This is a genomic window from Kribbella pratensis (assembly GCF_004365355.1).
GTDB lineage: Bacteria > Actinomycetota > Actinomycetes > Propionibacteriales > Kribbellaceae > Kribbella.
Genome location: NZ_SODP01000005.1, coordinates 181,242 through 204,486, shown reverse-complemented (window position 1 = coordinate 204,486; position 23,245 = coordinate 181,242). Strand labels below are relative to the sequence as shown.

At 67.9% G+C, this 23,245-nt stretch carries 25 protein-coding genes; 6 read left to right on the top strand and 19 right to left on the bottom strand.

The features are described from left to right. The first annotated feature begins 18 nt into the window (after positions 1–18). Together EV653_RS39120 and EV653_RS39115 are read left to right on the top strand one after the other, a co-directional pair. Positions 19–2,061, top strand: a complete 2,043-nt coding sequence (locus EV653_RS39120; protein ID WP_134111383.1) for a transposase — start codon at positions 19–21, stop codon at positions 2,059–2,061. Continuing rightward, complete coding sequence (locus tag EV653_RS39115; protein WP_134111382.1) at positions 2,058–3,512, top strand: AI-2E family transporter; 1,455 nt, start codon at positions 2,058–2,060, stop codon at positions 3,510–3,512. Before EV653_RS39120 ends, EV653_RS39115 begins: the two co-directional genes overlap by 4 nt. A 9-nt stretch (positions 3,513–3,521) precedes the next feature. Here the strand turns inward: EV653_RS39115 and EV653_RS41465 are convergent, their stop codons facing one another. From EV653_RS41465 to EV653_RS39105, 3 genes are all read right to left on the bottom strand, one after another. Continuing rightward, the gene (locus tag EV653_RS41465) at positions 3,522–3,962 is read right to left on the bottom strand and encodes a type II toxin-antitoxin system VapC family toxin (RefSeq protein WP_166679702.1); all 441 of its coding nucleotides are present in this window, start codon (positions 3,960–3,962) and stop codon (positions 3,522–3,524) included. Beyond that, positions 3,959–4,129: a hypothetical protein gene (locus EV653_RS41460; protein ID WP_166679701.1), complete on the bottom strand. Its 171-nt coding sequence runs from the start codon at positions 4,127–4,129 to the stop codon at positions 3,959–3,961. The genes EV653_RS41465 and EV653_RS41460 overlap by 4 nt, the downstream gene beginning before the upstream one ends. Before the next feature lie 83 nt (positions 4,130–4,212). After that, positions 4,213–4,986 carry a phytanoyl-CoA dioxygenase family protein gene (locus EV653_RS39105; RefSeq protein WP_238160748.1) on the bottom strand — a complete coding sequence of 258 codons (774 nt, stop codon included), beginning with the start codon at positions 4,984–4,986 and terminating at the stop codon, positions 4,213–4,215. Between the two features lie 84 nt (positions 4,987–5,070). Between EV653_RS39105 and EV653_RS39100 the strand changes: the two genes are divergently transcribed. After that, on the top strand, positions 5,071–5,814 hold the full coding sequence (locus EV653_RS39100) for an AraC family transcriptional regulator (protein ID WP_166679700.1): 744 nt from the start codon (positions 5,071–5,073) through the stop codon (positions 5,812–5,814). Here EV653_RS39100 and EV653_RS39095 read toward each other — a convergent pair. The 11 genes from EV653_RS39095 to EV653_RS39045 form a co-directional block, all read right to left on the bottom strand. Next, positions 5,767–6,297, bottom strand: a complete 531-nt coding sequence (locus EV653_RS39095) for a GNAT family N-acetyltransferase (RefSeq protein ID WP_166679699.1) — start codon at positions 6,295–6,297, stop codon at positions 5,767–5,769. The two genes, EV653_RS39100 and EV653_RS39095, sit on opposite strands and share 48 nt — an antisense overlap. Further along, the gene (locus tag EV653_RS39090) at positions 6,294–7,052 is read right to left on the bottom strand and encodes a carbohydrate deacetylase (protein ID WP_134111378.1); all 759 of its coding nucleotides are present in this window, start codon (positions 7,050–7,052) and stop codon (positions 6,294–6,296) included. The genes EV653_RS39095 and EV653_RS39090 overlap by 4 nt, the downstream gene beginning before the upstream one ends. 86 nt (positions 7,053–7,138) lie before the next feature. Next, complete coding sequence (locus tag EV653_RS39085; RefSeq protein ID WP_134111377.1) at positions 7,139–7,879, bottom strand: PIG-L deacetylase family protein; 741 nt, start codon at positions 7,877–7,879, stop codon at positions 7,139–7,141. A 10-nt stretch (positions 7,880–7,889) separates the two neighbouring features. Continuing rightward, complete coding sequence (locus tag EV653_RS39080; protein WP_202872037.1) at positions 7,890–8,765, bottom strand: carbohydrate ABC transporter permease; 876 nt, start codon at positions 8,763–8,765, stop codon at positions 7,890–7,892. Continuing rightward, a complete protein-coding gene (locus tag EV653_RS39075) occupies positions 8,762–9,709 on the bottom strand; it encodes a carbohydrate ABC transporter permease (protein WP_134111376.1) in 948 nt (315 codons plus the stop codon). Before EV653_RS39075 ends, EV653_RS39080 begins: the two co-directional genes overlap by 4 nt. Continuing rightward, positions 9,706–10,986: an extracellular solute-binding protein gene (locus tag EV653_RS39070; RefSeq protein ID WP_134111375.1), complete on the bottom strand. Its 1,281-nt coding sequence runs from the start codon at positions 10,984–10,986 to the stop codon at positions 9,706–9,708. The genes EV653_RS39075 and EV653_RS39070 overlap by 4 nt, the downstream gene beginning before the upstream one ends. 1 nt (position 10,987) lies before the next feature. Then, complete coding sequence (locus tag EV653_RS39065) at positions 10,988–11,956, bottom strand: GNAT family N-acetyltransferase (RefSeq protein WP_134111374.1); 969 nt, start codon at positions 11,954–11,956, stop codon at positions 10,988–10,990. Continuing rightward, positions 11,953–13,059, bottom strand: coding sequence for an exo-beta-N-acetylmuramidase NamZ family protein (locus tag EV653_RS39060; protein ID WP_134111373.1), 1,107 nt, complete (start codon positions 13,057–13,059; stop codon positions 11,953–11,955). Before EV653_RS39060 ends, EV653_RS39065 begins: the two co-directional genes overlap by 4 nt. A 107-nt stretch (positions 13,060–13,166) precedes the next feature. Beyond that, a complete protein-coding gene (locus EV653_RS39055; RefSeq protein WP_134111372.1) occupies positions 13,167–13,934 on the bottom strand; it encodes an alpha/beta fold hydrolase in 768 nt (255 codons plus the stop codon). Positions 13,935–13,981: 47 nt separating this feature from the next. Next, positions 13,982–14,275 carry a hypothetical protein gene (locus EV653_RS39050; RefSeq protein ID WP_134111371.1) on the bottom strand — a complete coding sequence of 98 codons (294 nt, stop codon included), beginning with the start codon at positions 14,273–14,275 and terminating at the stop codon, positions 13,982–13,984. Between the two features lie 50 nt (positions 14,276–14,325). Then, positions 14,326–15,345: a fatty acid desaturase family protein gene (locus EV653_RS39045; RefSeq protein ID WP_134111370.1), complete on the bottom strand. Its 1,020-nt coding sequence runs from the start codon at positions 15,343–15,345 to the stop codon at positions 14,326–14,328. Positions 15,346–15,476: 131 nt separating this feature from the next. Between EV653_RS39045 and EV653_RS39040 the strand changes: the two genes are divergently transcribed. Continuing rightward, positions 15,477–16,775 carry a sensor histidine kinase gene (locus EV653_RS39040; protein WP_134111369.1) on the top strand — a complete coding sequence of 433 codons (1,299 nt, stop codon included), beginning with the start codon at positions 15,477–15,479 and terminating at the stop codon, positions 16,773–16,775. Further along, positions 16,727–17,374 carry a response regulator gene (locus EV653_RS39035; protein WP_134111368.1) on the top strand — a complete coding sequence of 216 codons (648 nt, stop codon included), beginning with the start codon at positions 16,727–16,729 and terminating at the stop codon, positions 17,372–17,374. The genes EV653_RS39040 and EV653_RS39035 overlap by 49 nt, the downstream gene beginning before the upstream one ends. Here the strand turns inward: EV653_RS39035 and EV653_RS39030 are convergent. Genes EV653_RS39030 through EV653_RS39015 form a run of 4 tightly spaced genes read right to left on the bottom strand, consistent with a single transcriptional unit; the run spans position 17,352 to position 20,605 of the window. Further along, positions 17,352–18,095: an amino acid ABC transporter ATP-binding protein gene (locus EV653_RS39030; protein WP_134111367.1), complete on the bottom strand. Its 744-nt coding sequence runs from the start codon at positions 18,093–18,095 to the stop codon at positions 17,352–17,354. The genes EV653_RS39035 and EV653_RS39030 overlap by 23 nt on opposite strands. Next, complete coding sequence (locus EV653_RS39025; protein ID WP_166679698.1) at positions 18,092–18,943, bottom strand: amino acid ABC transporter permease; 852 nt, start codon at positions 18,941–18,943, stop codon at positions 18,092–18,094. Before EV653_RS39025 ends, EV653_RS39030 begins: the two co-directional genes overlap by 4 nt. Then, positions 18,940–19,797: an ABC transporter substrate-binding protein gene (locus tag EV653_RS39020; RefSeq protein ID WP_134111366.1), complete on the bottom strand. Its 858-nt coding sequence runs from the start codon at positions 19,795–19,797 to the stop codon at positions 18,940–18,942. Before EV653_RS39020 ends, EV653_RS39025 begins: the two co-directional genes overlap by 4 nt. Before the next feature lie 10 nt (positions 19,798–19,807). Then, a complete protein-coding gene (locus EV653_RS39015) occupies positions 19,808–20,605 on the bottom strand; it encodes a helix-turn-helix domain-containing protein (protein ID WP_134111365.1) in 798 nt (265 codons plus the stop codon). Between the two features lie 49 nt (positions 20,606–20,654). Between EV653_RS39015 and EV653_RS39010 the strand changes: the two genes are divergently transcribed. Next, positions 20,655–21,437 carry a phytanoyl-CoA dioxygenase family protein gene (locus tag EV653_RS39010; RefSeq protein WP_134111364.1) on the top strand — a complete coding sequence of 261 codons (783 nt, stop codon included), beginning with the start codon at positions 20,655–20,657 and terminating at the stop codon, positions 21,435–21,437. Positions 21,438–21,441: 4 nt separating this feature from the next. Here the strand turns inward: EV653_RS39010 and EV653_RS39005 are convergent, their stop codons facing one another. After that, positions 21,442–23,220, bottom strand: coding sequence for a 3-hydroxyacyl-CoA dehydrogenase family protein (locus EV653_RS39005; protein ID WP_134111363.1), 1,779 nt, complete (start codon positions 23,218–23,220; stop codon positions 21,442–21,444). Positions 23,221–23,245: the final 25 nt, after the last annotated feature.

Below are 23,245 nucleotides of genomic sequence, written 5' to 3'. Positions count from 1 at the left end.
AGAAGGGAATCTCGGGAGATGCCTGACGAGTCGAGCCTGCCGTTCTTCGACCGCACGGCGACCGCGGCCGGGGGCTTCCCGGTCAGCCGTCGTGGGTACGACAAACAGGCGGTGGACGACTATGTTCGCGCGCTGGAGATGCAACTCGTCCAGGCGCGTAACCGCGCCGACGAGCTCCAGCAGAGTGTCGCGCCGCTGCAGCACCAGCTCGAGGAGACGCGACGCCAGCTCGAGGCCAGCGCCAACCCGTCGTACGCCGGACTCGGCGACCGGGCCGCGCAGATCCTCCGGCTCGCGCAGGACCAGGCGTCGGAGGCGCTCGAAGAGGCCAAGCGCGAGGCCGAGGAGCTTCGGGCGAACGCGGCCAAGGAGGCAGCCGCGGCGCGGGCGACCGGTGACCGTGAGGCCGAGGACATCCGGACCGTCGCGCTCAACGAGGCCGACAGCATGCGGCGTACCGCGGAGGGCGACGCGGCGGAGGTCCGGCGTACGGCGGAGACCGAGGCGGCCGAGGTGCTCGCGGCGGCGAGGCGGAAGGCCGAGCAGCTGCAGCTGACCGCCGAGTCGCAGGCGAGCACGCTGAAGAACGGCGCGCTGCACGAGGCGGAGAAGATCCGGACCGCGATCCAGCGCGAGTCGGCGGCGCTGCGGGCGCGGCTGGCGGACGAGCGCGAGCAGCAGGCCAAGGAGCTCGCCGACAAGCACCAGCAGATCGCGGCTGACACCGACAGTCTCACCACCCAGATGAAGGAGGCCGCCGAGGCGTCCGAGCGTCGGGTGGCCGAGGCGACCGAGCAGGCCCGCAAGATTCGCGCCGAGGCCGAGGAGTCGGCCGAGCGGACCCTGTCCCGCGCTCGCCGCGAGGCCGAGCAGCTGCTCACCACCGCGCGGACCCGCGCCGAGGCCGAGCTGGCGAACGCGGCCGACGAGGCGGAGCGGTCCCGGACCGTCGTCGCCCGCGAGACCGAGCGGCTGGCGAAGCGCCGCGACGGCATCCTCACCCAGATCGCCGGGCTCAACGAGATCGCCAGCAACATCGCACGCCAGGCGGCCGAGCTCGACTCCGAGACCGCGGCACCGGCGTACGTCAACCCTTTCGCCCGACCGAACACCGGCCCCACCACTGGTGGAGCCGGCACCAGCGCTAGCGCCGGCGCGGACGACGCGCTGGCGGCCAGCCCCTTCAGCCCGGCCCCCGGTTCGGCGACCGGCAGCCCCTTCGCGGCCACCGATCGGTCGGACACCCCGTTCACCCCTGGTTCAGCAGCCCAGGGCAACAGTCCGTTCAACTCCGGCACGACGGACTCGACCGACAGCCCGTTCAACTCCGGCTCGAACGCTTCCGCCGACAGCCCGTTCAACTCCGGCACGACGGATGCGGGCGAGAGCCCGTTCAACTCCGGCGGCAGGGACTCGGCCGACAGCCCGTTCAAGTCTGGCGCTACGGACTCGGCCGACGGGCCGGTCGGTGCTGGTGAGACGGAGTCCGCGTCCGGCTCTGGGACCGCCGACTCGGCGGCGCCCGGATCCAGCGCCGACGACAACCCGTTCCCGGGTGCCACACCGGCGGCGAGTCAGTACGCGCCGTCGAGCACGTCCGGCGCGTCCGGTGCGTTCACGGGCGATTCGGCGTACGACGACGGGGACGGACCGTTCACCGGAGCGAGCCCGTTCGTCGGGATCGGCGCCGGCGACGCGCGCGTCGACGAGACCCGCATCGACACCGCGCTGCGCGTCGACCCGAAGGACGCGTCCGACCTGGCTGACAAGACCAGCAAGACCGCCGGCGGCCCGGCCGATGCCGATTCGCCTGTGCGTTCGCTGAACGGCTCCGCCGACACTGCCGACTCCAAGAGCGCTGAGGCCTCGGACGACGAGGACGAGCCGAAGGATTCGACGAAGGTGGACGAGTTCCGGCTCGATGACCTCGCCGACGAGGACACTCGTCCCCAGACGCGGCCGACCGCCTCGGTGAAGTCCTCCGGGAGCAAGTCGTCCGCCGACGACGCGAAGACCGATGCGGCTACCTCGAGCGCGCGATCCCCGAAGGACAAGATGTGACGCCAGCCGGCGACGACTCCTCCACAGCGACCGACCCGGACCTCGCCGAAGCCACCCGCGAAGCGAAGACCGCCGCTGCCCAGGCCGAGGCCGCCGCCGAGAAGGCCGACGACTCGGCCGACGAGGCGGAAGCTGCTGCTGGACAAGCCGCCGGCTCGGCGCGCGCCGCCGATGCATCCGCCGACAAAGCCGACTCGTTCGCCGACAAGGCGGAGGAGTCGGCCGACAAAGCCGACTCGTCGGCCGACAAAGCTGATTCGTCTGCCGACAAGGCGGACGAGTCGGCTGAGGAAGCTGACGATGCTGCTGACAAGGCCGCGGCGTCCCTCAAGGAGGCGGAGGACGCCGACGAGAACATCGCCGACGAACTACTGATCGAGGAGCGGCACCCGTCCGTCGGGATGGGTGTCCCGGGACCGCCGCTGCGTCGCGGCAACCCGTTCACGTTCGGGTTCTTCGCGGCGCTCGGCGTCCTCGTCGCCTGGGGTCTGTGGAACGCAGCCGGCCAGGCCCGCTCGGTGCTCATCCTGCTGCTGGTCTCGATGTTCATCGCCGTCGGCCTCAACCCGCTGGTCGAATGGTTCATGCGCCGCGGCCTGAAGCGCGGGTGGTCGGTCGGCGTGGTGTTCCTGCTGATGATCCTCGCGGTCGTCGGCGTCGGATTCGCGATCGTCCCGGTCGTCACGGATCAGATCGACAGCCTGATCAAGAACGCGCCGGGCTACCTCGACCTGCTGCAGAAGTCGAGGACGCTCAACCAGCTGGACGACAAGTACCACTTCATCCAGAAGGCCCAGGACTACATCCAGGACCCGGCGCTGGCGCAGCGCGCATTCGGCGGCATCCTCGGCGTCGGCAAGGTGGTCGCGAACGCGCTGTTCAACACGTTCACGATCCTGGTCCTGACGCTGTACTTCCTCGCGTCGCTGCCGTCGGTCAAGCGCGCGGCGTACAGCCTCGTCCCACGCACCCGCCGGACCCGCGTCGCGATCCTCGGCGACGAGGTCCTCGGCCGGGTGGGCGGTTACGTCAGCGGCCAGTTCGTGGTCGCGCTGTGCGCCGGCGTCTGCATGTTCATCTTCCTGGAGATCGTCGGCCTGCGTGACTACGCCGTCGCGCTCGCGATCGTGGTGATGTTCTGCGACTTCATCCCGATGGTCGGCGGCCTGATCGGCGTCGTCGTCGTCGCCCTGATCGGCTTCACCAGCGGCCTGTGGACCGGCCTCGCCTGCCTGATCTACGGCATCTGCTACCAGCAGGTCGAGAACTACATCGTCGCCCCCCGCATCATGCGCCGCGCCGTAGACATCCCCGGCGCCGTCACCGTCATCGCCGCCCTCCTCGGCGGGGCCCTCCTAGGCGTAGTAGGCGCTCTCCTGGCCATCCCCTCCGCCGCCGCCATCCTCCTCATCATCCGAGAAGTCTGGGTCCGCAAAGCCGACGCGTCGTAGGCGGACAGCTCAGCCTTCTTGCAACACCCACCGAAGGGGCTGCAGGCGGCAGACCGGAGTTGCCATACCGAGAAACTTGAAGTCGACGCTGGCGATCGCCGATTCGCGAAGTCGCTCGGCCATCGCAAGTACGATGCCATCCACATATCCGAGGGGTCCGGACACCAATTGAGCGCTCAGTTCCGCCGCGCGTGTCCGATCGGCGTCCGTAGGATTCACGACCTCGAATGCGTCTGTACCTCGTGCCACAGCCTCCAAGAACCGGACCTCGAGCGCCGGGCCGTTGCGGACGTTGTTGCGCAGGAAGTTGCAGGTCTCGCCGAGCACCGGCTCGGGGATCAAGAGTCGCCCCTGCCAGCCCTGTAAGAGCCGGGCACACCGCTCATGATTCACGTCACGGGCATTGAAAGTGGCAATGAGAGGACCGGAGTCGCACAGCAGTGCGGTCACGCGCTCCGCCGTGCAGCTTCGATGGCCGCCACGATCTCCCGATCCTTGCGCGCATCGGCGAGGATCTCCCGATAGCGGGCCGACAGCTCCGGCTCCTCGACGCTCGCCAGCCCGACCCACGGGAAGCGCTCCCGGAGCGAGTCGACGTCGATCTGCTGATCGTCCATAACACCACTCTAAACGAGGAGCCTGCAGGTGCCAGGCAAGCACACTCCGGCGGCTTAGGTGGTCCGGGCGCGGCCGACGATTGTCAATCGGTGACGTCGAGGATGAAGCGTTGGGCTGGGGTTAGGCGTTTGTAGGTTTCGACGCGGATGTAGGTCTGCTGGTCCAGTTGCTGCGGCAGGTGGCGGAGGGCGAAGTAGGAGTGGAGAGCGCGGCGGGGGGCTTGGGTTCGGTTTTGGGTGCCGCCGTGCCAGAGGTGGCTGTTGAAGACGACGACGGTGCCGGCTTTGCCGGTGAGTTGGATCTGGTCGGGGTGGGGGTCGCCCGGGTTCGACATCTCGTCGCCGGGCATGGTGCCGCGGCGGTGGGAGCCGGGGACTACGCGGGTGGCGCCGTTCTCGGGGGTGAAGTCGTCGAGGAGCCAGATCGAGTTGCAGACCTCGTACTCACCGGGCTGGACGGGATGCCCGAAGTCCGCGTGCAGACCTTGGTGACCTTCACCGGGTAGCGCGGCGCGGCTGTTGAGGGACGACAGTTTGAACTCGCCGAGGACGTGCTGCATAGCGGCCAGCACGCGTGGATGGCTGAAGCAGACCTCGAACTTCGGGTCCTTGTTGACGAGGTCGGCGAGCCGGTCGGTGCCCTTCTCCCGGTGTACTTCGAGGCCGGCCCGGTCACCCTCGGCCGCGGTCAGCTCCGCCAGCCGTTTGTTGAGCGCCGACACCTCTTCCAGGGTCAAGATCCCCTCGAGCGGGAGGTAGCCGTCCCGGTCGAGCTGGTCCTTCTCGGCTTGGGTGAGTACGTCGTCGGTCACGCCGAGCTCGGTCAACGCGGTCGCCATATCCATCGCCAGATCCATCACCGGCTCCTTCCCAAGATGCACGAATCGATGCCAGCATCGATCCGACGCACCCGGGAAACAATGCAGAAGGCGACAGGGCTTATGCACAAATCGCTACGACTGCTCGGCGCCGGCGTACACACCGCGGCACCCGGCAAGGACTACCCGCTGCACGCGCACACCTCGTGGGAACTCGTGTACTACGTTCGCGGGCGCATCACCTGTCCCGTCGGCGAGGAGACGTACGCCGCGACGCCCGGCACCGTACTGCTGACTCCACCGAGCACCTGGCATGCCGAAGAGAGCCGCACCGGGTACGCCAACCGCTTCCTCCAGGTCGACGCCGCGGCCGCCCACCCGTGGCCCCGACTCTGCTACGACGACGCCGATCACACCCTCGGCCGAGTCTTCGACGCTCTCGTACGTGAGAACGACGAGGAGCTCCGCGCACTTCTCCTGTCCGAGCTGGACCTCCGTCTACGCCGCTCAGCCGCGGCGCCACCCACAACCCCAGCTGAGCAGCTCGTCATCGAAGCGGAACGCATCTTCGAGGAGCGCTTCGCCAGCGGTCTCCGGATCGCCACCGTCGCCGCCGACCTGGGCATCTCCCCGTCCGGCCTCCGCGCCGCGTTCACCCGGCTTCGCAGCACCAGCCCGCAAGCCGCACTCCAAGCGGTACGCCTCCGCCACGCCCTCGCGCACATCCGCAACTCGACGCTCCCGCTCCAAGCGATCGCCGACCTCACCGGCTACCACTCCGTCAGCCACCTGACCCGCCATATCAAGTCTGCAACCGGCTCACCGCCTGGCGCCCTCCGTAGTACCGAGTTCGTCCTTGAGCAGTGAACCGATCCACGCATCAACCCGCTGCCCGCGATGCACGAGCCGCTTGCGCAACTGCCCCTCCATCACGAAGCCGGCCTTCTCGGCAACCCGACGCGAGGCGTCATTGCCGATCTCGGCACGCCACTCGATGAGCTCCAATCCCTGCGTCTCAAAGGCCCACCGGCATACCGCCCGCACTGCCTCCGGCGCCACGCCACGACCGCGCGCCGCCGGGGCAGTCCAGTAGCCAACCTCCGCAGTACCGTCGCCGCGCAGGCCGAGCCCGACGCGGGCGAGCCGCTCGCCGTCCTCCTCGACCACGAACTCGACCCGCTGGGGATTCCCGATGGCGAGGTGCTCCACGAAGTACTGCGCATGCTCGATCAGGTACGGCGAGGGCACGCCGACGTACTGCTGCAGCACGGGATCCTGCGACACCTCGCACACCCACGAGACGTCCGCCGTCGTGAATGGCCGCAGCAGCAAGCGGCCCGCGGTGATCACGAGAAGGCAGCGGCGACCGTTGTGAGTTCGATGCCGCGTTCCTCGATTGCCTTGCGGATTTCGGGATCCATGACGAGTTCCTGGTCGGACAACCGGTACTCCTCGGCCCAGCGGTACGTGTACGAACCCGGCTTGTGCAGGGCGCCGAGCTCAGGCTCCGCAGCCGCGCAGTGCGTGACCAGCAGGTGCACTCCCGGCGTGAGCTTGTCGAGGTACTCGAGCAGCCACGCCCTCTTCACATCCGCGTCCCGATCGCTCAACGTCTCGATCGACGCGAACCGCTGCGACTCCACCTCCCCATAGATGAACGGCTTCCCCGCAGCACTCGACACCTCGTCGTACGCCGCGGGCGTCGCCGACTGACCCATGTGTACGTCGAGGTACTCGATCTCCAGCCCTTCCGCCGCAAACTTCGCGACCTGCGCGTTCAGCTCACGCACCGAGTCCTCATGAGTCACCGACGCCCGCGCCTCCTCAACCGACCGCAGGAACGTCCCGTCCTCCCCCACCAACGACGCCCCGTCCGTCAACGGCCGCCACCGCAGAAAATCCCACTCACACGTCAGCGTCTGATGCACCCCCAACGGAATCCCGAACTCCCGCGCCAACGCCGCCGCCTCGGTAAACCAAGGACAGGCCGCCATCGTCGACACCTGCGTCACGATCCCGTCCCGGAACGCCTTCACCGTCCCGACGTTGACCGCATGAAGCATCCCGAAGTCATCCGACTGCACAACCAACCGAACCTCAGCCACGCCCACTCCATCCCTAGCCGACAGAACCGCCTACGACCGTACTTCCAGCACCCCGTCAACCGCACCGGTGTCCACGCAGTGAAGATCTACGGTCCGGCGAGCTTGGTGATCTCTGGGGAGTGGTTGGTGTGGAAGGCGCAGGCTCGGGGGTAGGAGGCTAGGCAGCCTCGGGTGGTCATGAGGGCGGTGTAGTAGTCGATGTAGCGGAAGCCGTAGGTTTCGCCGCGGGCGAAGGCCTGGTGGCGGATGGCGGAGACCCAGCGGTAGAAGGCCTCGTCGGGGATGGGGACGTAGAGGGACGGGGTGAAGCCCTCCATGTCCTCCCAGTTCTCGGCGTGGAGGAAGCTGCGTACGCCGTGCCGCGGGAGCTCGGCCAGCTTGCGGACCAAGTCCGGGTACGGCGTGGCGAAATCGTCGGTCGGGTCGATCGGCAGGCCGGCCAGGAAGCGGGCGCGCTCGGCCAGCACGGCGGCGTTCTCGTGGTCGCTGTGGATGGAGTGTTTCCAGTGGGTGATGATCGTGTCGGGCTGCTTCTCGCGGATGATCCGGGCCAGCTCCAGCGCCACGTCGTCGCCGGCGGTCAGGAAACCGTCGCTCTGGTCGAACACGACGAAATCCGCGCCGATCGCCTCCGCGAACGCCGTCCCCTCGGCGATCTTCTGCTTCTTGTACGCCGTGGGCGTCATTCGCGGGTGACCGCGTTCGCCCGGCGTCAGCGCGACGATCGTGGCCGACGCGCCTTCCAGGACCAGCTTGGCCAGCGTCGGCCCGGCGGTCAGGTCCATGTCGCCGATGTGCGCCCCGATGGCGAGCACGTTTCTGTTCACAAGGGTCTCCTCACTTCAGGCCGCTGAGTACGACGCCGCGGACGTAGTACTTCTGGAACAGCAGGAACACGACCAGCACCGGCAGCGTGCTGATCACCAGGCCGGCCATCACGATCGGCATCGTGCGGTCCGGATCGAGGAAGCTCTGCAGCAACTGGATACCGACGGGCAGGGTCTGCAACGAGGGATCCGAGGACGAGATCAGCAGCGTCCAGATGTACTCGTTCCAGGTCCCGATGAACGTGATCAGCCCGAGCGTGATCGCCACCGGCTTGGTCTGCGGCAGCACGATCAGCCGCCAGGTCTGCCACTGGTTCGCGCCGTCGATCTTGGCCGCCTCGAGCATCTCGTCCGGCAAGGACACCATGAACTGCCGCATCAGGAAGATGCCGAACCCGCTGACCGCGAACGGCAGGATCAGCGCGACCAGACTCGTCGTCAGTCCGCCGTCACCGCCGCGGCCGAGGATGTCGTTGCCACCGGCAAGCGGCCAGTTCAGCATGATCAGGAAGGTCGGGATCAGCAGCAGGAACGGCGGCAGCATCATCGTCGCGAGGATGAACCGGAAGATCACCGCACGCCCCCGGAACCGCAGCTTCGCCAGCGCGTACCCGGCCATCGACGAGGTCACGAGCACCGAGATCGTCACCGACACCGTGACGATCACGCTGTTGCGGAACAGCCGGAGCAGCTCCAGCTGCGAGAACGCCTCCCGATAGTTGTCCAGGTTGAACGACGACGGCAGGAGCTTGTATGGAATCACGCCGTACTCCCCCGGACCCTTGAACGAGCTCATCACCATGTCGAGGAACGGCATCACCATCGCCACTCCACCGAGGATCACCACCAGGTACGCGAACCACGGGAACCTGCCGCGCCGCTTCACGAGGTCTCCTCTCCGCGCCGCCGCGCGATCCACAGCTGCAGCAACGTGATCGCGAGGATGATCACGAACAGCACCATCGCCATCGCGCTCGCCGTCCCCCACGCGCCGAACTTGAACGCCCGCTGGTACATCTCGAACGCCGCCACGTTGGTCGCGTTCACCGGCCCGCCGTCACCGGTCATCACGATGATCAGCGCGAACGACTGCAACCCGCCGATGAACTGCGTGATCAGCACGAACAGCACCGCCGGCCGCAGCAACGGCAACGTGATCGACCAGAACGTGTGCCACGAGTTCGCCCCGTCCACCTCGGCGGCCTCGTAGTACATCTCCGGGATCGCCTTCAGGCCGGCCGTGAGGATCAGTACGGCGCCGCCGATCGAGGCCCAGGCGTGGACGACGGTCACCGCCGGCAGCGCGTAGGACGAATCGGACAGGAACCCGACGCTGTTCACACCGAGCTTGTTGAGTACTGCGTTGATCAGGCCGGCCGGCTGATACATCATCTTCCACACGTTGCCGATCGCAACCACCGTGGCGACCACCGGCAGGAAGTACAGCACCCGCCAGAACCCCTGGAACGACAACCGGTCGATGCAGTAGGCAACCAGCACCGAACCGAACGTTGCCAGGAACACCGATCCGAAGGCGAACAGCAGCGTGTTGACGAGGATCGGCTTGACGAAGGTCCCGTCGAAGCTCAGCACGTCGCCGAAGTTCGAGAACCCCGCCCACTTCAGCGTGCTGAGGTCGAACCCGCCCCAGTCCGAGAACGCCAGCACGATCGCGAAGATGAACGGCAGGATCAGGAACACGCAGAAGAACAGCAGCGCCGGGGACAGGAACAGGTACGCCGCCAGTCCCTCGCGGTGCAGCTTGCCGACCCGCCGGGCCGGCGACGCCACCATGCCGTCGTCGCCGACCCTACTGACCGCGGTCGTCATTGTGGCTTGACGGCCTTCGCCGCCTGCGCCAGCGCATCGTCCGGATTCTTGCCATCGGCAAGCACCGTCATGATCGCGTTGTGCAGCGCGGTCTTCGCCTCGTAGGCCCCCGGCTGGTTCGGCTCGGCCATCGCGTACGTCGCCGCGTCGTAGATCGGCGCCAGGTTCGGGTCGGACAACGACTTCTTGTACTCCGCCTGGTCGGCCGTCCGCGGCGGGATCAGGCCCTGGTCCGCGAGCCACTTCCCGGTCTCGGTGACATCGCCGCCCGAGGCCTTGTGCTCGTTCAGCCAGGTCAGGAACTTCCACGCCTCGTCCGCGTGCTTGCTGCGCTGATTAACGCCCATGAAGAACCCGTACGCCAGTGAGCCCTTGCTCCCCGGAGTCGGTCCGGGGATCGCGGTCACGCCGACGTCCGAGGCGTACTTGTCCTTCATCTGGGTCTTGAGGCTGCCGATCCACCAGCCGGCCTGGATCGCCATCGCGACGCCGCCGCTGCGGAACTGCTTGGTCGGTGAGATCGACGTGTTCGACGCCTTCGCGGCCGCCAGGTCGCCCTCGAACTTCAGCGCGGCCTTGCCCTGGTCGTTGTCGAACTGCGGTGTGCCGTCCGTGCCGAGGAACGTGCCGCCGGCCGAGTCGAGCAGCGACAGGAACGGGTGGACCGACTTGTTGTCGCCGTCCTGGATCAGGCTCAGGCCCTCGACCTGGATGTTGCCCTTGGCATCCCGCTTCACGGTCTTCTTCGCGTCGTCGGCGAGTTCGGCCCAGGTCGTCGGCGGCTTGGTGATACCGGCCGCGGCGAGGATCTTCTTGTTGTAGAAGAGCACGTAGGTGTTGAGCTCGGTCGGGTAGCCGAGGAGCGTGTCGCCGGTGGTCACCGCGCCGAGCGCGGCCGGGCTGTACTCCGCCTTGATCTTCGTGGCGATATCGTCCGGCACCTTCGCCACGACGTTCGCCTTCATCAGCTGTCCGCCCCACAGGCCGTACGCGCTGACGATGTCCGCGCCGCGACCGCCGGTCTGCCGGACCGTCATCGTGGTGAGCAGGTCGTCGAACTTGACCACCTGTGCCTTCACCTGGATCTTCGGGTTGTCCTTGTTCCACTCGGCGATCATCTTGTCCAGCCCGTCCTTCGACGGGCCGTCGCTGTAGTGGCTCAGCAACGTCAGCTCGACCTTGCCGCCGCTGCCGGCGTCACTTCCACCTCCGCAGGCGGCGCTCGTAGCCAGGAGCCCCAGGACAACGGCAAGCCGCAAACATCTGGCAATGCGCATGTCACTCCTCAAAGTCAGCCGGGCGCAGAGGCGCCCGGAGGATGGTGAACGTGCGGGTGATGTCGAACCCCGTCTTCAGGTACAGCTGCCCGGCCGCGGACTTCTCGCCGGTCCACAGGAACCACGCCGAGTGGGCGCCGGCGGCAACCATCCGCTCGAGCGTCAGGTGCAGCAGGACCTTCCCGAGCCCGGTGCCCCGCGAGGCCGGCAGTACGCCGAACGGCCCGAAGCGGTCGATCACCTCTTCGTACGTGCCGTGCATCGCCCAGCCGAGGATCGCCCGGCCGGGGTCGCGCGCCACCACGATGCGCTCCAACGGCAGACCGGACACGACGCCCTCGCGGATCGCGCGCGCCCAGTCCGGGTTGAACTCCGCGCCGGCGATCGTGATCAGCGCCGTCAGCTCGTCGTCGGTTGGTATACCAAAGCTGTAGCCCTCGGCCGTCAGCGCATCGATCCGCTTCCGGACCTCGTCCGGAATGGCATACCCGACCAGACCGCGGTCCATCGCGACGGCGTCGTACTGCCGCTCGAAACCCAGGTCGGCCAGCAACCGAGCGGCGTCCGGATAGCGAGCGCTGTCCAGGCCTGGGAGGAAGTAGTTCGGCGTGTACGACGAGAAGAAGACCTCGGACCGCCCGTGCGACCGCAGCCAATCCATTGCCGCCGACAACAACGAGCGACCGATACCGCGTCGCCGGTACTCCGGATGTACGAAGAAGAACGGGATCCACCCGGCCGCCGGCTCGAGATCATCGGCGTCGACCGCGATCAACCGCCGAACCGCGTACGCCGCGCCGACGATCTGATCATCGATCACGGCCACCTGCAGCCCGGCCGCGTCGAAGTTCCGATCGAGCAGGAACAGGTCGCGAAACCGCTGGTAGGAGATCGGGTCCGCCGGCGCGGCGGCGGTCCATCCGTCGGCGATGGCCGGTCCGTCGCCGACCTGGAACGAGCGGATCGTCATCCAGCAGTCCCTTCGTAGAGAAGCACGTCAGGTCCCACCCAACCCGCGGGTGTGGTTGCCGCAGGCAAGAGATCGACCGGGTCGTCGCCGGCCTCGAGGGCCTTGCGCAGCGAGTCCGAGCCCCACAGCCTGTCGAGTGACGGCAGCATCCCGAAGTCGCCCGGATACAGCTCGTTCAGCACCCGGAGCATCACCAGCGCGGTCCGCACCGGCTCGAACGCATCCCGATCGACAACATGCAGCTGTACGCCGGACACCGCCTGGCCGGCGTACTTGCTGAACACCGGCTCGAACCAGGTCCGCCGGAAGATCACGCCCGGCAGCTCACACGCCGACAACGCCGGCACGAGCCGATCGTCGACGTACGGCGCCCCGATCGTCTCGAAGGGTCGCGTCGTACCGCGACCCTCGCTGAGGTTCGTCCCCTCGAACAAGCCCGTCCCGGGGTATACCAATGCTGTGTCCGGCGTCGGCATGTTCGGCGACGGCGGCACCCATGGCAGACCGGTCCCCGACGACTCGCGGGTCCAGCCGTCCACCGGGATGACCGTTGCCTCACCCAACTGCCGGGCGAGCTCCCCGACGGTCAGCCCGTGCCGCAAGGGAATCGGCGCCCGCCCGACGAAGCTCTCGAACCCCGGCTGCAGCAGCGGTCCTTCGACCCGGACACCGCCGAGCGGGTTCGGCCGGTCGAGGACGACGAATGGCATACCAAGCCGCGCCGCCGCCTGCTGGCAGTCGTACATCGTCCAGACGTAGGTGTAGAACCGCGTCCCGATGTCCTGGATGTCGAACAGCAGCACGTCGACACCGGAGAACAGGTCGTCGAGCTCCCGCCCCTGCCGCAGATAGGTGTCGAAGACCGGGAGCCCGGTGTCGGGGTCGACTCCTTCACCTTCACTCGCACCCGCTTGCGCCGTACCGCGGAGGCCGTGCTCGGGACCGAACAACGCCGCCAGCGGCAGACCGGCCGCACGCAACGCGACCGAGGTCGGCGTGAGGTCCGGCAGCACGCCGGTGAAGTTCGTGATCAGTCCGAGGCGCCCGTCGGGCACCAGCCCCCGGTCCTCGGCCAGACGCTGTGCGCCGGTCCGGACCATCATCGCCGCCACCACCAACCCAGATCATGGATCCTGCAGGAACTGGGTTGAAAACTTACCGACGATTTCGGGCGAAGGTCAATGGATTACGGACAAACGTTTACCAGGGGTCACCCGAGGAACGGCGTGAGCGCGGCCAGGAAGTCGTCGAGCCGCTCGGCGTGAACCCAGTGCCCGGCCTCGGGAACCTCGGCGTACTGGACGTGCGGGAAGTATGCGGCGATCGTCGCGCGATGGTCCTGCTGCACGTAGTCGGACTTCCCGCCGAAGATGAACAGCGTCGGTCCGTCGTACCGCAGACCGGCCGCCTCCGCGGGCCAGCCGGAGATGGCCGGCAGTGCGGCCTCGATCACCGGAAGGTTCGGCCGCCACCGAGCACCGTCGGCGTCGAGGATCAGGTTCTGCAACAGAAACGCACGGGTCCCGGGCGTGGGTACGGCGTCGACCAGCTGCGCGTCCACCTCGGCACGACGGGCGACCGACGACAGGTCGGCGTTCCGCATCGCCTGCGCGTACTCGACGAAGGCAGGCGGATACTCGACCGGAGCCGCATCGACGACGACGAGCCGCTCGACCACCTCCGGGTACTGCAGCGCAGTCAGCATCGCGGTCTTGCCACCCATCGAGTGCCCGACCAGCGCGACCGGCCCGACCCCGAGCGACTCGATGGTCTCGCGGACATCGGCGGCCATCTCCGGGTAGCTCATCGTATCGACGTGTGGCGAGGTCCCGTGGTTGCGCAGGTCGAACGCGAACACCCGGTGCTTGTCGGCCAGCCGGCGCGCGGCGGTCATCCAGTTCCGCCCGGAGCCGAACAGCCCGTGCATCACCACGACCGGCGTACCGGTGTCGCCGTACGACGTGACCGGAAGCTTCATGCAGACACCTTTCCGTGCGGAGATCAGTGCCGAGACCCGTGCCGAGATCAGCGGCTGCGTTGCCAGCACGCAGTGTGCCAGTGACGCCGCTCGTCGAGCGACTGGGCGCCGCCGATGGCGCCGAGCAGGCTCGGGTTGTCCGGCCACACCACGACGTGCGGGGTGACGGGCGGGATCAGCTGGTCGCAGCCCGGGCAACGGTACGACTTCGCGGACGCGGACCCGGAGACCCGCCGGACGTTCCACTCGCCGTCGGCCTTCACCTCACGCGACTGGGTACCACCGAGCAGCGGCCGGTCACTGACCGGCCGCTGCCACTTGGAAGGCCTTCTGCGCGACATAGCTCTTCAAGGCTAGCCGTATGAGCCAGGTCACCCCGGCAGCAGTCAGCTCAGGCCGCGCGCAGCTCCTCGCCGACGTCGTGCATATGGCGCAACCCCATGCGATACGAATCGATCAAACCCGTCGAGACATAGGGCATTCCGATGCGCTCGCAGTACGCGCGGACGATCGGCTGGGCGAATCTGAGGTTGGCCCGCGGCATGCTCGGGAAGAGGTGGTGCTCGATCTGGTAGTTGAGCCCGCCCATCATCCAGTCGGTAACCAGCCCGCCGTTGACGTTGCGGGACGTCAGGACCTGCTTCTCGAGATGACCCCAGTTGCTGTCGTCGTCGGGCATCTCCATGCCCTTGTGGTTCGGCGCGAACACGCTGCCGAGGTGCAGCCCGAACACCATGTGATGCACCAGCGCGAACACCAGCGCCTGCGCCGGCGACATGATCAGGAACAGCGCGGTCAGGTACAGCACCACGTGCGCGGCCATCAGGCCGAGCTCGAGCTGATGCGTACGGCGACGAGCCAGCAGGAAGCGGATGCTCGACACCTTGAGGTTGAAGCCCTCGAGCGTGAGCAGCGGGAAGAAGACCCGCGCCTGGTTACGCGTGAGCCAGCCCTCCAGCCCCTTGCGGCCCTCGGCCTGCTGGAGCGTCCAGACGAACACACCCTCGCCGACATCCGGGTCCTTGTCGGTGTGGTTCGGGTTGGCGTGGTGGCGGTTGTGCTTGTCGTTCCACCAGGCGTAGCTCATCCCGAGTACGACGTTGCCGTGCAGCATGCCGATCCAGTCGTGCAGCTTGCGCGAGCTGGCGATCTGCTGGTGACCGGCGTCGTGCCCGAAGAACGCCGCCCGGGTGGTCAGGATCCCCAGCGGCAGGGCGAGCAGCACCACCCACCACGAGGCGCCGACCGCCGCGATCGCTGCCCAGGTGAGGGCCATCAGGCCGACGTTGATCCCGATCGCCATCGCGTACGCCGCCGTACGGCGTTCGAGCAGGCCCGCGGCCTTGATCTCCCTGAGCAGTGGCGAGAAGTCGCTGCCCTTGGTCCCTGGTGGGGTCACTGTCGCTGTCATGTATCCAGCCTCATCCTCGGCACCGCTGAAAACATGAGCGCTACTACCCAGATGCCGGGGGGTGGCAGCCCTCCGGCCAGAGGGGACTTAACACCACCGCGCCTGAGCACACGCTGAGTCATGATGGAGGCATGAGCACCGTCGTGACCACCGAAGCACCGCCGATGCGGTATCCCAAGCTTGCGCAGCCCTGGATCGCGCTGTTCCTGGCGATCCTGGCCGAGCTGGGCATCGCTCTGTTCGTGCTCAGCGTGGTCTCCGTGCCGCTGATCGCGGTGTGGGTAGGCATCCCGCTGCTGCTCGTGGTGGTGCCGGCCGCGCGCTGGTTCGCCAACTGCCACCGGACGATCCTCGCGGGCTTCCTCGGCGAGCGGATCCCCCGGCCGTACAAGCAGCCCCCGATGCCCGGCATGCTGATGCGGCTGCGGACGATCCTCACCGACCCGCAGACCTGGCGGGACATCATCTGGCTGCTCGTGAACGCCGTCATCGGGTTCACGCTGTGCCTGCTGAGCGCTGTGCTGTTCCTGGCCATGCTCTTCTATCTCGTCTACCCGCTGCTCGTCGGCGTGACGCCGGAGGGCGTGTTCACCGAGCCGTTCGGCGGGTTGCTCACGGTGAACTTCTGGACCAGCTTCCTGCTGATGCCGGTCGCGCTGATCGCGTTCCTGATCTGGCAGGCCGCCGGCGAGCGGCTGCTCAAGGCGAACGCCTTCCTGGCCCGCTCGCTGCTCGGCCCGACCGAGAGCGCGAAGCTGGCGATGCGGGTCCGCGAGCTGGCCGAGTCCCGCGCCGAGACCGTCGACACCCAGGCGGCCGAGCTGCGCCGGATCGAGCGTGACCTGCACGACGGCGCGCAGGCTCGGCTGGCCGCGCTGAGCATGAACCTCGGCATGGCCGAGGAGATGGTCGCCCGCGACCCGGCCCAGGCGGCCGCCCTTCTCACCGAGGCCCGCGAGTCGGCGAGTACTGCGCTGTCCGAGCTGCGTGACCTGGTCCGCGGGATCCACCCGCCGGTGCTGGCCGACCGCGGTCTCGACGGCGCGGTCAAGGCGCTGGCGATGTCCTGCCCGTTCAAGGTCGACGTCACCTACGACGTACCGGGCCGGCCGCCCGCGCCGGTCGAGTCCGCGGCGTACTTCGCTGTGGCCGAGTGCCTCGCGAACACCGTCAAGTACTCCGCCGCGACCACCGCGTGGATCCAGATCACCCACGAGGACGAGAAGCTGCACATGATCGTCGGCGACGACGGGGTCGGCGGTGCAGTGATCAGGCCCGGTGGTGGTCTGTACGGTATCGAAAGGCGGCTGGCCGCCTTCGACGGTACGTTGACCGTGGTGAGCCCGAGCGCCGGGCCGACCACCGTGATCATGGAGCTGCCTTGCGAGTCCTCATCGCTGAAGACCACGCCCTCCTCCGGGACGGCCTGATCCGCCTGCTGGAGGCGCACGACTTCGAGGTCGTGGAGGCGGTCGACAACGGACCCCGGCTGGTGCCCGCCCTGGTGGAGCACCGGCCGGACGTCGCCGTGGTCGATGTCCGGCTGCCACCGACGTTCACCGACGAGGGCCTGAAGGCGGCGATCGAGGCCCGCAGCCAGGTGCCCGGTCTGCCGATCCTCGTGCTGTCGCAGTACGTCGAGCAGCTGTACGCGCGCGAGCTCCTCACCGGCGGTGGTGGCGGCGTCGGGTACCTGCTCAAGGACCGGGTGTCGAACGTCGCCGAGTTCCTCGACGCGGTACGCCGGGTTGCGGGCGGCGGCACCGCGATGGACCCGGACGTGATCGGTCAGCTACTGGCCCGCAACACCCGCGACGAGCCGATCGGCCGGCTCACCCCGCGCGAGTCCGAGGTCCTCGGTCTGATGGCCGAGGGACGCTCGAACGCCGCGATCGCGAGTGCACTGTTCGTCACCGAGAAGGCGGTCAGCAAGCACACCAACAACATCTTCGCCAAGCTCGACCTGCCCCCGTCCGAGGACGACAACCGCCGCGTGATCGCCGTCCTCACCTACCTGTCGTCCCGCTGACCCGGCTCAGGAACTCCCTGGTTCGCGCCTCGCGGGGTGCGTCCAGGACCTGGGCGGGCGGGCCGACCTCGAGCGGGCGGCCGTGGTGGAGGAAGCAGACGCGGTCCGCGACGTCGCGGGCGAAGGCCATCTCGTGCGTGCAGACGAGCATCGTCATGCCCTCGGACTTCAGCTCGCGGAGCAGGTCCAGCACCTCGCCGACAAGCTCGGGGTCGAGCGCCGAGGTGACCTCGTCGAGCAGCATCAGCTGGGGCGAGTTCACCATCGCGCGGGCGATCGCGGCCCGCTGCTGCTGACCGCCGGACAGCTCGTCGGGCTTGGCCGTGGCCTTGTCGGCCAGCCCGACCCGCTCCAGCATCTCCAGCGCGCGGGCCCGCGCGACCTCCCGCCGTACGCCGTGCACGCGGATCGGCGCCAGCGTGATGTTGTCGAGCACGCTCAGATGCGGGAACAGGTTGTACGACTGGAAAACGATCCCGATCCCCGAGCGCACCTTGTCGGCGTCGACGCGCGGATCCGTGATGTCCACGCCGGCGAGCTCGACCACGCCATCGTCGACCGTCTCGAGCAGGTTCACGCACCGCAACAACGTCGACTTCCCCGATCCGGAGGCGCCGATCAGTACGACGCACTCCCCCGCGTCGACGTCCAGATCGAACCCGTCCAGTACGACGTTCTCGCCGTACACCTTCCGTACTCCACGCAAGGAGAGCAGGCTCATACCGGACCGCCTCCCCCGCCGTACCAGCCCTGGCGCCGGGCGACGTAATCGGTCAGCCTGGTCAGCGGGATCGTCAGCGCGACGAACAGCAGGCCGGCCACGACGTACGGCGTGAAGTTGAAGTCCTCGGCCGTCTCGAGCTGGGCGGCGCGGATCGCGTCGATGACGCCGAGCACGGCGATCAGTCCGGAGTCCTTCTGCAGGCTGACGAAGTCGTTCAGCAACGGCGGCATCACCCGGCGGACGGCCTGCGGGAGTACGACGAAGCGCAGCGTCTGGCGGTAGGTCAGCCCGAGCGAGCGCGCCGCCGCCCGCTGCGACGGATGCACCGATTCGATGCCGGCACGGAACACCTCGGCGACGTACGACGAGTAGGTCAGCACGAGCGCCGCCCCACCCCAGATCACCGCCTGGTTCGGCAGCCCACGCAACTGCAGCGCCGGTACGCCGAAGCCGAGCAGGAAGATCACCAGCAGCAACGGGAGGCCGCGGAACACGTCCGTGTAGGCGGTCGCGAACACGCGCAGCGGGAAGAAGATCGGGCCGCGCAACGTGCGCATGATCGCCAGCGTCATCCCGAAGATCACGATGAGCACCGCGCAGGTCAGCATCACCCGGATGTTCAGCCAGAGGCCCTGGGCAACGATCGGCAGCGCCTCCCAGCCGCGGTGGACGTCGAAGAACGTGGCCCGGACCCGCGGCCAGCCCGGCGTGGAACCGATGCCCACAGCAACCAGCACGAGCAGCACCACCGAGCTGACCACGGCGATCAGGGTCGATCGCCGGGCCCGCCTACGCCGGTACGCGATCCTTTCGAGCTGAAGCGCCGAGGGCTGCCAGTCGGTCACGACAGTTCTGGAGCGCCGGACTCGGTCAGGTACTGCTTCTGCAGGTTCGCCAGGGTGCCGTCGGTCTTGAGCGCGTCGACCGCCTGGGCGACGCAGCCGGTCAGCTTCGAGCCTTTCTCGAGCACGAACCCGAACTGCTCGGTGGTGCCGGTGGACGGCAACTGCCCGACGATCTTGCCGTTGTCGAGCTGCGCGCCGGTCATGTAGAACGCGGTCGGCAGGTCCACCACGATGCCGTCGATCTGTTTGTTCTTCAGCGCCTGCACGGCCAGGTCGTTGGTGTCGAACACGGCCGGGGTCTGCTTCGGTTTCACCTGGTCGCGCAGGGCGGTGTAACTCGTCGTACCGACCTGGGCACCGAGCTTCGCATCAACCAGTTCGGCGACCGACTTGGCGTTCGCGATCTTGCTGCCCGCGGTCGTGATCACGGTCTGCCGGACGTCGTAGTACCCGGACGAGAAGTCGACCGCCTTGCGCCGGTCCTCCGAGATCGACACCTGGTTCACGTCCAGGTCGAACGGCTTCGTCCCGGGCGCGAACGCTGTGTTGAACTGGACCGTCAGCCACTTGACGTCGGCTTGCTCGAACCCCAGCTTCTTCGCCACCGCATAGGTGACGGCCGACTCGTACCCCTTGCCGTTGCTCGGGTCGTTGTTGCTGAACCACGGCTCGTACGCCGGCTTGTCGGTGCCGACCGTCAGCTTGCCGGCAGCCTTCACCGCCAGCTTGTCCTTCGCACAGGCATCCGCCCCCGACGGCGTCGATGACCCCGACGACGAGTTGTCCTCCGGCGCACACGCCCCGAGCCCCACCACCGCAAGCACCGCCAGCCCCACCACTGCACGCGTTCTCATGCCGAGGATCCTAAGACCTCTTGCGGTAGGTCGTGGGGCTTGATCCAGTGTGTAGACGGAAGCGGGTTGAGAAGTAGAGCGGGTCCGCGTAGCCGACCTCGGCCGCAACGGAGGCGACCGGGCGGCTGGTCAGCTCCAGGAGGCGGGCCGCGGCGTCGAGGCGGCGGCGTTCGACGAACTGTTGCGGACTGACGCCGAGCTGGTCGCGGAACAGGTGCGCGAACCGTGAGACCGAGAGGTTGACCGCTCGCGCGAGCCGCGGGATGTCCAGATTCGCGGTCAGGTCCTGGTCGATGAGCTCGATCGCGCGCAGCAGCCGGTCGTCGATCTGGACGGCCTTCGGGTTCTGGGTGTCGCACCACAAGAGCGCGGCCTCCAGCGAGTTGGCGCTCAGCTGCTCGGCCTGCGGGAGCACGCTGCGTTGGTGACGTACAGCGTCGCGCAGGTGGTCGGCGATCCGGTCGAAGGTAGGCCTGGCCGGCTGCAGCTGAACGATGCCCGGAGCAACTTCCGGCCAGTCGAGCAGCGGGAGCCAGTCGGGTTTCGGGTTCACGTGGGCGTAGAGGAAATGCCAGCGATCGCCGACCGTGGCGTAGTCGTGCAGCGTGCCGGGGCGGACGAGCGTGACACTGCCCGGCGCGGCGCGAACCTGACCGAATCGTCCCTGGCCGTCGAGCGTCTGCACCAGCAGCCAGTCCGTCGTACCGCGGCGCCGGTACGTCGCGTAGTCAGGGCCTTCGTCGAACTCACCGGTCGCCACCCGGCGGACGACCGGGATCGGCGAGTCAGCAGGATCTCGAAGGTTCACAGCTAGATAGGCTATCGTCCGGCAAACGGCTCCGACAGATCCTTGAGATATGACAGTCGTGGACATCTACCAGCGGGACGGCATCGTCCAGGTCCCTCAGTTGTTCGATTCCGCTGAGGTCGAGCGGATCAAGACCGTGTTCATGGAGCAGGTCGCCGTCGACCATTCGCTCGCGATCGACGACGGCGTACCCGCGGACGACCCGCTGGCGAAGTACCCGCGGTTCGTGCATCCGCACCGGCGGACCGACATCGAGGCCGGGCGGCTCTCGCTCGAGCTGATGCTGGACAGCCGGATCCTCGATGTCGTGCAGGCGCTCATCGGTCCGGCGCTGGGTGCGCAGTCGATGTTCTACTTCAAGCCGCCGGGCGCGCGCGGGCAGGCGCTGCACCAGGACAACACGTTCCTGCGCGCCGATCCGGAGACCTGTCTGGCGGCATGGATCGCGGTCGACGACGTGGACGCGGACAACGGCGGGCTCGCCGTCGTACCGGGATCACACAAGACCGAACTGGTCTGTCCGGAGCCTGCCGACCTCACCGAGTCGTTCACCAGCGTCGAGGTCCCGATCCCGGACGGCCTCAGCAAGGTGCAGACGAAGATGAAGGCCGGTGACGTCCTGTTCTTCCACGGCAGCGTCGTGCACGGCTCCCGCCCGAACAACACCGACGACCGCTTCCGCCGTTCGCTGATCTTCCACTACATCCCCGAGGACAGCGTCGAGATCGCCGCCTTCTACAACCCGCTCGTCAAGCTCGACCGCCGCGAAACAGTCCTCCCCGAGGCGATCGGCGGCGGTCCCTGCGGCGACTACGCACAGGCCGAGCCGTAAATCGTCAGTTCGCGTAGTCGCGGAAGCCTCGGCCGGTCTTGCGGCCGAGGTACCCCGCGGTGACGAGGTGTTCGAGCAGCGGGGCGGGCGCGAAGCCGGGCTCGCGGAACTCCAGGTACAGGGTGCGCTGGATCGCGAGCGCGACGTCGAGGCCGACCACGTCGAGGAGGGCGAACGGGCCCATCGGGAGTCGGCAGCCGAGCTTCATCGCGGCGTCGATATCGTCGACACCGGCGTAGTGCGCCTCGAGCATCCGGACCGCGTCGTTCAGGTACGGGAACAGCAGCGCGTTGACGATGAAGCCGGCGCGGTCGCCGCAGCGGACCGGGTGCTTGCCAGCGGCAACGGCTACGGCGGCCACCGTGTCGGCGACCTCGTGCGCGGTGCTGACCGTGCTGACGACCTCGACCAGCTGCATCACCGGCGCCGGGTTGAAGAAGTGCAGACCGACCACGTCGGACGGCCGCTTGGTCGCCATCGCGAGGTCGATCACCGGCAGCGACGAGGTCGTGGTGGCCAGGATCGCGCCCGGCTTGCAGATCTCGTCGAACGTCTCGAACAGCGCCTGCTTGACGCTGAGCTCCTCGACCACGGCCTCGATCACCAGGTCGACCGTGGCCAGATCGTCGAGCTTCGCCGTACCGGTCACCCGGCGCAGCGCGGCGTCGCGCTCCTCCGAGGACAGCTTGCCGCGCTGGACACCCTTCTCCAGCGAGCGTTCCAGCGTCGCGCGAACGCGGTCGACCTTTTCGGTGCCGCGGGCAACATACAGGACATCGTACCCCGCCTTGGCGCAGACCTCGACGATGCCGACCGCCATCGTGCCGGAGCCGACCACGCCGATCTGCTTGATCGGGCGGACCGCGATCTCGTCGCCGCTGCGATGCGGGGTGCTCTCGTCGTCGACCACGACCGGCGAGTCCGGCCCCTCGTAGGTGTAGAAACCGCGCCCGGTCTTCCGGCCGAGCAGTCCGGCAGTGACCATCTGCTTGAGGATCGGCGCCGGCGCGTGCAGCCGGTTGCGGCCCTGCTTGTACATCGTGTCGAGGATCTCGTACGCCGTGTCGAGCCCGATCAGGTCGAGCAGCGCCAGCGGACCCATCGGGTACCCGCAGCCGAGCCGCATCGCCGCGTCGACGTCCTCACGCGTGGCGTAGCGGGATTCGACCATCGACACGGCGTGGTTCAGGTACCCGAACAGCAGCGCGTTGGCGATGAAGCCGGCCCGGTCGGCCGCGACCACCGGGACCTTGTCGAGACGGCGGGCCAGGGCCTGTACGTCGTCGACCACGTCCGGCTCGGTGACGACGGTCTTGATCACCTCGACGAACTCCTGCACCGGCGCCGGGTTGAAGAAGTGCATGCCGACGACGCGGCGCGGGCGCTGGGTGGCGACGGAGATCTCGGTGACCGACAACGACGAGGTGTTGGTCGCGAGGATCGCGTCCTCGCCGACGATCTTGTCCAGCGCGGCGAAGATCTCGCGCTTCAGTTCGAGCCGCTCGACGACGGCCTCGATCACCAGGTCGCAGTCGGCCAGCGCCTCCATCGAGGTGGCGAACGTGACCCGGTCGAACAGCGCCTGCTGGTCCTCGACCGACAGCTTGCCGCGCTTCACGGCCCGGTCGGTCGAGTGCTGGATGTGGCCGCGGCCGCGCTCGGCGGCCTCCTCGTCACGCTCGACGCCGACCACCGTCAGCCCGTTGCGCGCGAACACCTCGGCGATCCCGGCGCCCATCGTGCCGAGACCCACCACACCCACAGTCGTCAATTCCCGAGCCATGTCTTGCACTATGCCAGTCCGGATA